The 12,478-nt window shown below is 44.1% G+C and carries 11 protein-coding genes; 6 read left to right on the top strand and 5 right to left on the bottom strand.

What is annotated here, in order from left to right; genetic code table 11:
* Positions 1 to 364: 364 nt before the first annotated feature.
* From BBC0178_RS08730 to BBC0178_RS08740, 3 genes are all read left to right on the top strand, one after another.
* Complete coding sequence (locus BBC0178_RS08730; RefSeq protein WP_078040439.1) at positions 365 to 1,228, top strand: iron chelate uptake ABC transporter family permease subunit; 864 nt, start codon at positions 365 to 367, stop codon at positions 1,226 to 1,228.
* The gene (locus tag BBC0178_RS08735) at positions 1,225 to 1,983 is read left to right on the top strand and encodes an iron ABC transporter ATP-binding protein (RefSeq protein WP_078039869.1); all 759 of its coding nucleotides are present in this window, start codon (positions 1,225 to 1,227) and stop codon (positions 1,981 to 1,983) included. Before BBC0178_RS08730 ends, BBC0178_RS08735 begins: the two co-directional genes overlap by 4 nt.
* Before the next feature lie 342 nt (positions 1,984 to 2,325).
* The gene (locus BBC0178_RS08740; RefSeq protein ID WP_078039870.1) at positions 2,326 to 3,690 is read left to right on the top strand and encodes an MFS transporter; all 1,365 of its coding nucleotides are present in this window, start codon (positions 2,326 to 2,328) and stop codon (positions 3,688 to 3,690) included.
* 120 nt (positions 3,691 to 3,810) lie between these two features.
* Here BBC0178_RS08740 and BBC0178_RS08745 read toward each other — a convergent pair whose 3' ends face one another.
* Together BBC0178_RS08745 and BBC0178_RS08750 are read right to left on the bottom strand one after the other, a co-directional pair.
* On the bottom strand, positions 3,811 to 5,451 hold the full coding sequence (locus BBC0178_RS08745) for a Na+/H+ antiporter (protein ID WP_078039871.1): 1,641 nt from the start codon (positions 5,449 to 5,451) through the stop codon (positions 3,811 to 3,813).
* A 163-nt stretch (positions 5,452 to 5,614) separates the two neighbouring features.
* Positions 5,615 to 5,956 carry a hypothetical protein gene (locus tag BBC0178_RS08750; protein WP_078039872.1) on the bottom strand — a complete coding sequence of 114 codons (342 nt, stop codon included), beginning with the start codon at positions 5,954 to 5,956 and terminating at the stop codon, positions 5,615 to 5,617.
* A 686-nt stretch (positions 5,957 to 6,642) separates the two neighbouring features.
* Between BBC0178_RS08750 and BBC0178_RS08755 the strand changes: the two genes are divergently transcribed.
* Positions 6,643 to 7,362: a hypothetical protein gene (locus BBC0178_RS08755; RefSeq protein ID WP_078039873.1), complete on the top strand. Its 720-nt coding sequence runs from the start codon at positions 6,643 to 6,645 to the stop codon at positions 7,360 to 7,362.
* 733 nt (positions 7,363 to 8,095) lie between these two features.
* On the opposite strand, the gene BBC0178_RS08765 is transcribed toward BBC0178_RS08755, so the two are convergent.
* From BBC0178_RS08765 to BBC0178_RS08775, 3 genes are all read right to left on the bottom strand, one after another.
* Entirely contained in the window at positions 8,096 to 9,079 is a 984-nt protein-coding gene (locus BBC0178_RS08765) for an SDH family Clp fold serine proteinase (RefSeq protein WP_149867464.1), read from the bottom strand.
* A 78-nt stretch (positions 9,080 to 9,157) separates the two neighbouring features.
* Positions 9,158 to 9,820, bottom strand: a complete 663-nt coding sequence (locus tag BBC0178_RS08770) for an XRE family transcriptional regulator (protein WP_078039875.1) — start codon at positions 9,818 to 9,820, stop codon at positions 9,158 to 9,160.
* A gap of 393 nt (positions 9,821 to 10,213) precedes the next feature.
* On the bottom strand, positions 10,214 to 10,774 hold the full coding sequence (locus BBC0178_RS08775; protein ID WP_078039876.1) for a hypothetical protein: 561 nt from the start codon (positions 10,772 to 10,774) through the stop codon (positions 10,214 to 10,216).
* Between the two features lie 492 nt (positions 10,775 to 11,266).
* Between BBC0178_RS08775 and BBC0178_RS08780 the strand changes: the two genes are divergently transcribed.
* Complete coding sequence (locus tag BBC0178_RS08780) at positions 11,267 to 11,617, top strand: helix-turn-helix domain-containing protein (protein ID WP_078040440.1); 351 nt, start codon at positions 11,267 to 11,269, stop codon at positions 11,615 to 11,617.
* The gene (locus BBC0178_RS08785) at positions 11,614 to 12,222 is read left to right on the top strand and encodes an ImmA/IrrE family metallo-endopeptidase (protein WP_078039877.1); all 609 of its coding nucleotides are present in this window, start codon (positions 11,614 to 11,616) and stop codon (positions 12,220 to 12,222) included. The genes BBC0178_RS08780 and BBC0178_RS08785 overlap by 4 nt, the downstream gene beginning before the upstream one ends.
* The last annotated feature ends 256 nt before the right edge of the window (positions 12,223 to 12,478 follow it).

Raw genomic sequence — 12,478 nt, forward strand, 5'->3', positions numbered from 1 at the left:
CAGCACGCCGGATGAACAAAAAAATGCTTCTGTTCAAGCGGATATTGTCGAAGCAGAAATTGAGGAAAAAGATATTGGCGAAGCCGGAATTGGCGAGGCAGGCCTTGACGAAGTCAACATCCTGAACAAGAAAACAGACAGGGATTTGGGCAAGGAAGCGGAAAGGGAAAATGCAGCCGTTCAATCCGGCTTTATCAGCACCAAAGAAGCGGATTCTTTCAAAACGGCTATTACCGGCAGTGGCTCCGCAGATTTGAGCTTCAGCAAGCCCGAACAATCAAAAAAAATCCGCTCGACACTGCCTCTTCTTATCGGCCTTGGTGTTGTTGCGGCCATTTTTATTGCGCTTTACCTTTCATGGAATATGTCGGTTGTGATCTGGCCGTTCCGTTTGGGCAAACTCGTTTCGCTTGTTCTGATTGCCTATACCATTGCTGTCTCGACGGTGCTTTTCCAGACGGTTTCCAACAACCGCATTCTTACCCCCTCGATTATGGGCTTTGACCAGCTTTATATTCTCATCCAGACGGTGGTGGTTTATTTTGTCGGCTCGACCGTTATTTACGGGGTGAGCGACGAAGTGCGTTTCATCGCTGTGGCACTTATTCTCACACTGTTTTCGACAAGCCTTTTCACATGGCTCTTTTCGGGAACCATCAAGGGACTCCACATGACGCTTTTGATCGGCGTTGTGTTTGGCGGCCTGTTCTTCAGCTTGCGCATGTTGTTGCAACTGCAACTGAACCCCGACGAGGCGGTCAATCTTACCGATGTGATGTTTGCCAATTTCAACCGCTTTAACACCAATCTCATCGGCATTGCAGTGATTATTGTTGTGATTGTTTCCCTGATCGGCTGGCGTATGCGCTATCTTTTCGATGTGCTGGCACTGGGGCGCGATATGGCAATCAATCTCGGTATCGATTATAAACAGGCTGTCACGCGCATTCTCGTGCTGGTTTCGATCATGGTTGCCGTTTCAACCGCACTTGTGGGGCCGGTCACCTTTTTCGGTCTTCTGGTTGCAAGCCTTGCCTACCAGTTTACACCCACGGCCAAACATATGAGCGTGTTACCGGTTGCCATTCTGCTTTCGATTATTTTCCTTGTCGGCGGCCAGTTCATTCTCGAACAGCTTTTCAATATGGCAAGCCGGTTGAGCTTTATTATCGAATTTGTCGGCGGCATTGTGTTTTTGACCCTGCTCATCAAGGGAAAATTGAGATGATTGAAATTAGCCATGTATTCAAAAGCTATGACGACAATAGCATTATCGAGGATTTGTCGCTTCAAATCCCCAAAGGCGGAATGGTTTCGATTATCGGCCCGAATGGTGCGGGTAAATCCACCCTTTTAACCATGATAAGCCGGCTGCTGCCGATCACCAAGGGCAGAATTACGGTTGACGGGATTGATGTGACAAAGGCAAAAGGAGCCGATTTTGCCAAACGGCTTTCTATTTTGCGACAGGAAAACACGCTCACAGCGCGCATCACTGTGGAAGATCTTGTAAGCTTCGGCCGCTACCCCTATTCGCATGGTGTCTTGACCAAAGAAGACAAGACATTTGTCGATAATGCCATAAGCTATCTGGGGCTAGACCCCTATCGCAAACGTTTTCTTGATGAATTGTCGGGCGGGCAGAGACAACGCGCTTTTGTTGCCATGGTGATTTCTCAAAACACCGACTACATCCTGCTTGACGAGCCATTGAACAATCTTGATATGCGCCATGCCGTTTCAATGATGAAGCGGCTTCGCAATGCGGCCGACGAATTGGGCAAAACCATTATTATGGTGATGCATGACCTCAATTTTGCTTCTTGCTATTCCGATCTCATCATTGCTTTGAAAGAAGGAAAACTCGTTTTTTCCGGTGCTCCTGAAAATGTCATGAAAGATGAAATCCTTTCGGCAATTTATGATATCGATATCAAGGTCAAAGATATAGACGGGCAGAAAATTGCCGTTTATTACCGCTAGATCGGCTTTTTTAAAAAACTCTGCCCCCCGAAAACATTGGAGGGTGTTAGAGATAAAAACTTAGAAAAAGCGGCCGCTCAAACAATTCAGAAACATTTTAGGCGAAAAGACGGGTAAAAAAGAATAAATAGGGAAAAATCAATAAAACGGTCGAAGAACAATAAAACATAAGAAAATAAGGGCAAAAACAATTGCCCGAAAAATGTGTTGGAATGATTTTCTTCACAAAAATATTCTTGTGCTTTTAGAGCCTATTCATGTTTATAGTCATGGGGCAAAAAGCTTGGCCGAAAAGATGGCTGACACAAGGTTGAAGTTCGCATTGTTAAAGAGACGTTGCACGTGAATAGAAATGCTGAAGTAACAAAATCCTATAAATTGGCCGCTATTTTTGCGATTTGCCTCGGCGTTATCATGGCAATGATCGACACTGGCATTACCAATACCGCCCTTCCCACAATTGCACAGGAATTCAAAACCAGCGAAGCTTCAACCGTTTGGGCGGTGACAGCCTATCTTCTCGCCATGGTTGCAATGACTCTTCCCTTCGCAAGCCTTGGCGAAGTGATCGGTTTTCGCATTATCTTCATTGTCGGGCTCATGGTTTTCACCCTCGCCTCGCTTCTTTGCGGGCTTTCATGGTCGCTTCCAACGCTGGTTGGTGCACGCATTTTGCAAGGTATTGGTGCGGCCGGAATATTGAGTACCAACCTTCCGCTTATCCGCTTTACTTTTCCGCCGCAAAAATTGGGTGTCGGGCTTGGTATCAATGCCATTTGCATGGGGGTTGGCTTTTCTTTGGGACCGACACTCGCCTCGCTTATTTTGTGGTTTACCACCTGGCACTGGCTGTTTTTGATGAATGTTCCGCTTGGCCTTGTGGCGCTTGCTATTTCCTTCCATTCGCTACCAAAAACGCCTTTGAGCCACTATCGTTTTGACAATCTTGCCGCCTGTTTTTGCGGCATCGGTTTTGCCGCTCTTATTTTCGGCATTGGCGAATGTGCACACCGCCAGCCGCTTTCCATGATTATTCCGACCTTTGTCGTTTCATTTGTTGCCATTTTTGCCCTTATCATTCGCCAGAAAAACCATCCTGCCCCGTTTCTCGCCTTTGATCTTTTTTCCTCGCGGATTTTTACCCTTTCCATTCTTGCCGTCCTTTTTGCCTTTATCGCGCAAGGGATTGCTTTTGTGGCGCTTCCCTTTTCGTTCCAGATGTTGATGCATAAAAGCCAGTTTGCCACCGGCTTTCTGATTGCGCCGTGGCCTGCTTTTGCGGCACTCACCTCAACCTTTACCGGCAGGCTTTCCGACCATTTTTCACCGGTTCTGCTTGTGGCTATCGGTATGCTCTTATGTGCAAGCGGAATGTTTTCGTTAAGCCTTCTTGGTGAGGGAACGCCGGTTCTTGTGATTGTGATCTGCATGATGGTGTGTGGTTGCGGCATGGGCTTTTTCAATGCGCCCAACCAGCGCGTTATCATGCTTTCCGCCCCTGCCGACAGAAGTGGCGCTGCCGGTGGTATTATGGGCATAGCAAGGCTTATCGGCCAATCGGTGGGAAGTACACTTGTTGCATTCTTCCTGATTGTCTCTTCCCATTACGGCTCGCGCTATGCTTTGTGGTGCGGCACAATCTGCTTTTTACTTGCTGTGTTGACAGGCGGCTTGCGGCTAACAAGCGGAAAAGCCAAAAAATCTTGAACTCTGCTTTCTGTTTTTGGCTGTTCTTTTTTGGCCAGTCTTTTCTACCATTTAGGCGGCACACTTCCGGCCTACAGGTTTGGAAAGGCCGGGCAATAAGCCGTTTCCAAAATGTGTTCCTTAGCCGTTTGAAAAACGGGTTTCCAGAAGATCGACTTCGCGGATCAATTTTGCAGTTGTTTCTTCCGAAAGCTGGTGACGACGGCCAAAAGCAAAATAGGTTTGGCGTTCGGCTTTCAAAGCTTCGAGGCGCAAACGCCGCTCGATTTCGGCAATCTTTTGGGTATTGCCTGCATCTGCATCCGAAATATTCTGGTCGGCCAATCTATCACGATAGTTCGCCATGACACGCGCACCCGCACTTGTATAAAGGTCGGCATCGCTGCGGCCTTCACCCCAATTGTGCACCGCCTGTTCAACCGCTTTAATGGCCGCCTCGGCAGCCGCAATATGGGCGCGTTCTTCCTCCTTCTGGTGGGAAGGTTCGGGCGGCAATTCCAAACCTTTGAGGAGGAATGGCAAAGACACACTAGCCATGACAAGCGAAATCAGAATAACGCCGGTTGCGAGAAATATTGCAAGGTCGCGGGCGGGAAAAGGCGAACCGTCAGGCAAAAACAGCGGCAAGGTCAAAACACCGGCAAGGGTCACCGTACCGCGAACACCGGCAAGCGATGTCACAGCAACGAGCCGCCAGCTTGGCACGAAAGGTTTGAAACCGCGCCGATAAGCACGTGCAAGCGTAAAACGCAGAGAAACCCAAACCCAGATAAATCTGAGTAAGGCAAGTGCAAGATTGATTAAAATGACATAGGCCACAAGCCAGATCGGTTCATGGTGTCCGGTTTCCTGAACCACGATTGCCGCACCGCTCACAATATGGGGAAGCTGCTCGCCCAAAATGACGAAAATGACACCATTGGCAACAAATTGCACCGTGTCCCAGACAGCAAGCCTGCGAATGCGCGTTAAAGCAAGGTTGCGCAAACTGTCTTCGGTGAAACTCATGGAAATACCGGCAGCAACGGCGGCAAGGATTCCCGATGCATCCACCTGTTCGGCGGCAAGATAAGCAGCAAAAGGAATAAGCAGGCTTATGAGAATATGTGAACCTGTTTCCTCGCCGAATTTATTGTTCCAGAAATTGCTCACCCAAGTGACACAGAAGGTGGTTGCCGCCCCGATAATAAGACCGGCAACGGCTGTCCACAAAAAGGTTCCGAAAGCCGCAATGAGCGAAAAGGAGCCGGTCATGGCCGCTGCCACAGCAAAGCGCATACTGACAAGACCGGACGCATCGTTCAACAGGGATTCACCTTCCAGAATATGCATCAGGCGTTTCGGGATGGGAGAGCGTTTGGCAATTGCTGTAACGGCCACAGGATCGGTTGGCGAAACAATGGCAGCAAGCGCAAAAGCGACCGAAAGCGGCATGGCCGGAATCATCCAATAGGTGAAAAAGCCGACCCCCAAAACCGTAAAGACAACAAGCCCCAGTGCCATTTCAAGCACTGTCCAGCGGTCGCGCTTCAAACCATCTTTCGGGATGCGCCAACCATCAAGAAATAAAAGCGGCGGTAAAAACAGAAGGAAAAACATTTCCGGCCGCAATTTTACGCCCATGTCGCCAGCAAGAGAAACCACTGCGCCAACAGCAATCTGGATAAGCGGTAGCGGAATGGGTAATGGAAGCGCGCGCGATATTGCGCCGCTGATGATAACAGCGACCAGCAATATCAATATCACGACAACCGATTCCACTCTTGATAACCCTTCAGAGAAAACTATGCCACGCCATTTAAGCAATGAACAGTTTCAATAAGATAAACAAAAAACGAACTTCTGAAAAATTCCTGCCAAATTTATGACGATCGACTTCTGCTCATGTCATGTGCGGTAAAAATGGTAAACTGCAAATGATCTATTAATCAAGGAGATAGATATAGTTAGTGCAATTAAGGCCGTTATTGATCCTCTTGAAATGTGTAATCCTATTTTGGTTATCTATATAAGCACGAAACTCACAAGAGCGATTCACTAAGCCGCCACTTGGATTAATAATTCTAAAGTCACCTGATTGTTTTCTAAAATAATAACGTTCACCATTGTTATCAGTACCAAATGATCCACCCGGTCCGACTTTTTGTTGTAACTCACTGATAGGACGTCCTCTCCATGCTTCCTGTGTTTTAGACGGAATGTCAAAAGGAACTAGACATCCACTTAAAAGCGAAAGCACTGGAAGTATGAAAGCTATTTTGTTCATGAATACGGCCCACGTGGTATTAAAACTGGTTCATTATAGATAGCAATAGTGTAATAAACAATTGGCTTATAGGCATTAAATATGAACTGAGAGGATATTGATGAAAATAAATGGTCGTTTATTAATTTTGGTTTTTTTCATTTTTCACTTGGAATTTGGCTAACGCGCAGGAATTGTGGGCAGTTTTTCTTCTATTCAATGAAAAATAATTGTGCTCCATCAAAATTGTGTAACCGGATGAAATCTGCCCGTGAGCTGACACGGTTTTGCCCATAAAACTGTGCTCTGGAAGCCTATCTCTCCTTTGAAGACCGCTCCGGCTTTCACAAAAAGGACTTCCCTTTAAAGCGCAAGTATTACCTAACATTTTGTTTTTAGTTGATATTCTCGAAATTATCCTATTGCTTTTGGAAAGCGGCTTTCTGGCCTTCTGTTTTTATTCAAAAAGCCATAGTGTCAGTTAAACTTTTGGCGAAATAGATTTTCGCAATCTTCCAGCAGAGTTAAACATTTCTCTCGATATGTTGTTTTTAACTTCAATGCCGGCGCAGTAATTTCATGTTTTATATTGAAACTTTACTTTCAAAAAATTAACGTGTAAAATAATAATATAATAATACATGATCTATTAAGAGATTGATGTAGCCCGACTACTGTAACACGAGTAAATTGTGGGAGAGACTATCATGGCACTGACGCCGGTCCAGAATTTGAAATTCGCTTCTGTCAAAATCTTGCAAGAGAGAATTGATCAGGTCGAACAACAGGCCAAACGCGCTCCCACGACCACGGAACAGATTTTTAAAGCCAAAGAAACAGGCTCTCCTTTGAAAGCGGAAGAAAAATCGACCTATGACAAAATCCGCAGCAAGATAGCAGGCGCTACGGTATTTGATAATAGCCGTATGAGCAAAACCGAATTCAAAGCAAAAATACTGAGAGAAATAGCAAGGAGCGTTGGCGTTGATCTTGATAAAGGTGGAGCAGATCTCAAACGTCTGGCCAATTTTATCCGCGGCAAATTGGCTTACATGAAATCTCAAGACCCGGTAGGTTATGAAGAATTTATGGAAGGCATCACTAAAAGGCTCGGCCTTGATAAATTAGGCTTGAAGGCGGAAGACATTGTCGAGGCAATGGCTGACCCATCTTCAAAAAAGGCGGAAGAAGTTGACCAAAAGCTTGATGTCTATTTCGGGAAAGATGGTGAAGCCTCTTCTGAGGTTGACAGTGAACTCAACGATATCAAAGAAATTCTGAACCGGAACGGAGAGAATTCCACAAACGGAAAAGCGGCCGAACAACTTGCCACTGCTCAATCCAATGCTTCGCGGCCAAACGAAATTTTGACCGATCAGCCGACCGGTACTTATATGCCGAAAAGCTTCCCGCCAGCGCGCAGGTAATTGCTTCTGGCGTTCATCACGCGATTACCTGTTTTTTAAAAAACGGCATTTTTGAATGCTTGTGTTTTCACATTAGAAATCGGTGTGAGGAATGGCAGCAACTCTGCGTTTAACATGAAGCGCAATGGCCGTAACCGGTAAAACCGGAAAACGGTGGGAGTGAACTTTTAAACGGATTTGGGGAATAGCGGCAGCTCGGCATTCAAGACAAAGCGGAACGGCCGGGACCGGTGAAAACCGGAAACCAGTGGAAATGAGCTTTTAAAACTGAAAAACGAGCCGTAAAAAGCAGCAGAACACCGGCATTTGGGAAATGCTGTTCAGGCTTTAACGATAGAGTTTTTATGCAAGCTCCGTAATTTTTCTACCCGCGAATGGTTCTTCCGGCTTTTCAAAAAAGGCTTTATACCCCCCCAAGAAAAACGATTTCCGGAAGCATTAGCAGATTTTGCGAAGTTTTTTGTGGCGTTGATAAACAACCGATTATTTCGTTTCATCGCAAATATGTTGATCGCCCCGATAATGTCCGATCGGCTTTCATTTCTTCGTGGTGCTCAATCAATTTCATATAAATTATTTGCCCAGTCAAACTGTTCACAATGAAAAGCAAAAGTTATTTTTCGCATATTTTGTATAAGCGCGAATGCTAAACTTGTTAAGCGGTTATAGGAGACCGAAGCAAGGCAATAAAAAACCCCGCAAAAAGCGGGGTGGATTGATTTCTTTAAAAAAATTAATTTATTTGCTCGGCTTGATCTGGTATGGGATCGTTTTGTTTTGAGCCTTTCTTATTGCGTTTATTTGCTCGACTGTCAGTTTTCTTGTCTGCTCCATTTGCAACAGCAGTTCCTTCATGGCCCCGTTCATCGTCACATTCTTCCTCTTTAGATCCATATCGTTCATCACAATTCTCCGAGAGCTCGCAAAAATATTCTACTTGTGGAATTCCTTGAAAACTGAAATCCCTTTTGTGAAAGCGGCTATAAAACGTATCATAAAGGTCAACGATCTCACGCGTTTCAGGTTCCACAACCCGCTTGAACAATTCTCTAGCTTCTTTTCTATCTATCACATATCCATGCGATGGATAATTTGCAATAATTTTATTTAAAACTCCTGGCTTAAGATTACCAAATTTTTGGTTAAGGTTGGCCCCATATCTTGTTGCAATATTCAAGATTCTTTGGTGTTCTCCAAATTTTATAGGGTCAATTTGTGCAGTTATCGGCGATATCATCGCTTCAATAATCTTGGCTGCCATATCCCCCGATAATTTAGCATTTATTCTGGTGTCATCGTGTATGCTTTTCATCGTTTCTGCAAAACAGTCAGCGGACACCGCCTGCAAACTATTCAGAGCCGTCATTATGTCGAGGCCAGAATTAGACTCGTCCAACTCGTCATTCTTTTTTATTTGTATATCCAGAGGGCCAAGTTCGCCCGTATCACCTATTATAAGTTTGTTGGCTGCAATAGCTAAAAGTGTGCCTGCACTCTTGCAAAAGCTCGATATTAATACAGAAAAATCCTCGTAATTGTGCTGTAGCGCGCGCCCAATCCTATAGCCCGCATCGGGATCGCCTCCTAAAGTGGTTATACCCAAAATAACACTTTTATTTAAATCCGATTCCTCTTTCTGCTTTTTAATTTCTTTTGTCAGCAACCAATAACCTGGGTAATTTATGGCGCCACAATAATAATATACGTCGCATCCCATGATAATTTCTCTCCCTACATATCAAAAGCTGAGCGCCATGTGCATTATAGACCGAATAACTCTGTAATTTCCAGTATTTTATGAATAGCCAAAATATTTTTTATCAAAACTGATGATTTTGTCGGGGATATATTTCTGTAGAAACACTTCGTGCGATGTTCGTTTCGCCAAAACTGCAATCATGGCCTTGATTGGTTCATCTATAGTTTTGGCAATCTGCACCACTACGGAATCACCGATACGCACCGGTTTATTCGGGTGGACAAAAACCAGATCACCAGCTTTAAAACGTGGTTCCATAGTGTCCCCTTCCACGTATAAGGCATATATATCCTTGGTCATCAACAGAGCGGGTGGCCTATGAACGTAATCAATGATTGATGAATCGAGTTTAAATAAACCGTTGTCGGTGTTACAAGCAGCAGTCCCCACTACCGGAACGTCCTGCGGCATGTATTGGCGCGGCGGTAAAGTACTATTATTGAACTTCACATCGCTCATTTCGCTATTTGTTCGGGTCGTTTCCGCTCCAGCAACATTCGGAGTGTTACCGGTAAGAAGCCAATCAATTGAGACATTAAGTGCTCCGGCAATATCTTCAAGGGTGTTCAGGCGCGGGTGAGTCAACCCAGACTCCCATTGGGCTACAGCGTTACGCGTTTTACCAACGGCTCTTGCTAGCTCTTCTTGTGTCATCTTCGCTGCAATGCGCGAATTTTTTATACGTTCTTTCAAATCCATAGTTTTGTTTAGAAAAAGTACATTTTGCACCGTCAGTTTTATTTATATCGTGTAGAATGTCATGACACTACTAAAATATCCATTGAAAGCGATTGGCGTTGTTGGCTTATATAAAAGCAATCAAGCAAAAATGACGTTGTTGGTCATTATCCGATAAAATCGGTACCCCCCTTCGCGAGTAACGAGGCGGTAGGTGATTAAGATACCGCCAGAACGTGTAACGAACTTATGATAGAAGTCGGGAAAACTATATATATTTCATTCATTTTTAAGCCGGTTCAGTTTGGCTTTATCAGTGAAGCTATTCTGTCATGAAACAATGCAATCTCTTTAGAGAAGTCTATTTAACGCGATTTTGCTTTATCCGCGGAGAAAAAAGAAAGGCGCTGCCAATTAGCATTCGTCTGGTCTGGTAGCGCAATCGGAACCGATAAAGAGGATTTCTTTACGCGTCATAGTGATCGGCGGGTCGTTTTCGTGGTCGACTTCGGCCTGCGCCGTTTTCATGAAAAGAGCAAACCTTGAAAGATCGAATGTCTCGTCAGTCATCGGGCTTGAACGATAAAGTTTCCATGCAAGCGCCATGACTTTTTCTGCCCGCGAATGGGTCTTCAGGCTTTTCAAAAAAGGCTTGATATCGCCCCACGAGAAATAGTCGTTTTCATTCTGCTTTTTTCTTGCATTGTCGGCTTGGTTAACCGGATTTTTTTGACGTAGCCCTTCGGATTTTTGGCTATCCAAAGTTTTACTTGTTACATCGGCAGATTTACTTTGCCCGTGATCTATTTCTGCGCGACCTGTTTCTTTGCAAGAAAAGTCAGTTTTATCGAACGGAGGTTGTATTTCTTCGTCAGTGCTTGAACCATTGTCCGGCGAACCTTTTGGTTCATCAGGGGGACGAAAAAATCCGGCTTGCGGCTTTAAAGTTTTTCCATGATTTTTAGGCTTTTTCATCCCGCCCACCCCTCGCCTTAATTTCCGAGACTAATTGGCCCCCGATAAAAAGCCTTTTCCCGTTCGCTTATAAATACGATGATACATTTTTGCACAGAACGTAACGATCAAAATAACCGCCGTTGACATGCGATTTTGAATATGACGATTTCACGGATTTTCCACTTTAGCCGACTGGACTTGAGCTAAGATGTTAGAAGCCGCCTTTTTATGAAACGCTGGTTTCATTATTTCTAAAACTTTAAATCCTTCGATTCAAAGCATAGTTAAAATTGTAATGCATTGATGAGTTCAGTTATAAGATATAACATATTGTATGTCAATACTTTAAAATTTAACATGATATATGTTATTCTTATTTCTTAGTTACCGAATCAATCTAAACTACTCCCCCCACATCAAAATCTTTATATTTTTGTAATTATTTTTCAATATTTGGTTGATTATTTTAACCTATGTGGTAAATTTAAAAAAAATAGGAGCAGATGGGCTATGCTGAACGATTTAGGTAAAGAATTACGCAAATTGAGGATTGATCGTAACGAACGGATATTAGATATGGCTGATAAGATCAAAAAGTCGCCTGCTTTTATCTCAGCTATAGAACGAGGCAAAAAATCTATTCCTGCTACATTTGATGACCTGATTATAGGTGCTTACAATCTTACTGGTGAAAGTGCTGCAAGGATTAGAACTGCGTGTTCGCGCTCTAGACGACATTTCACTTTGTTTCCCGAGTCTGACCTAAGTAAAGATACTGTAAGTCTCATGGCAAGGCGAATGAATGAACTATCTGAAGATCAACTTCATAGCATTCAAAAGATTTTAAGGAATAAAAAATGAAGGGGATCGAAAATTCAATGCCTGCCATTCGAGTGAGCAATCAAGGTAAGAGAAAAGTAATGAGTGAAAGCTTTTTGACCACAGCGCGATCTTGGTATGAAATTGAGCATAAAGCTTGGGAATTCAGAACGGCAATAGGAGCCACGGGTGAAAAATTTTTACCTGTAATGGATATATTAGAAATTATTATGTCGCAATCTTTAATGCTAGTAGAGCTCCGTATCGAAACAGTACAAGATATGGGAACTGCGGAAGGATTTACTGCTCCAGATGGTAGTTTTATAGCATTCCGTGAAGATGTCTATAAAAAAGCACATAGAAACGATCCAAGAGCGCGTTTCACGGTCGCTCATGAAATCGGACATTTCGTCCTACATTCAAACACGGTATTGTCAAGAGTTCCGTTCGGAGCAGTTGTGCCTCCCTACAAACTTACAGAACCTCAAGCCAACGTTTTTGCCGCTAGCCTTTTAGCACCTTTACAACTCATCGAATCGTACGATACTGTTAGTGATTTGGAGAACAATTTCGGCATCTCGCATACTTGCGCTGTTAACCGATTAAATCGACGAAACAACCTGAGTAAGAAAGACTCAGGTTGTTAGATTTTTTCTTATCAGGCACACCGGGCTCGCTGATAAGAAAGCCTCGGATGAAAACCTTAATAATTGCTCCCAAGCGTTGTTATATGTCATCATCCGCAAAAAGGCAATAGCGCCCTGATGAGGTATTCAATGAAAAAATCATTGAAGGCCCCCGACGGTTACAAGTACATTTTCCGTGTTAGTCGGAAATGCCCTAAAACCGGTAAAGTGCTTTATGCACCGGCATACGGGTTAAAAGCATGGCCAATACTCGTTG

This window comes from Ditibartonella apihabitans (assembly GCF_002007485.1).
In the GTDB taxonomy this organism is placed as follows: Bacteria; Pseudomonadota; Alphaproteobacteria; order Rhizobiales; family Rhizobiaceae; genus Bartonella; species Bartonella apihabitans.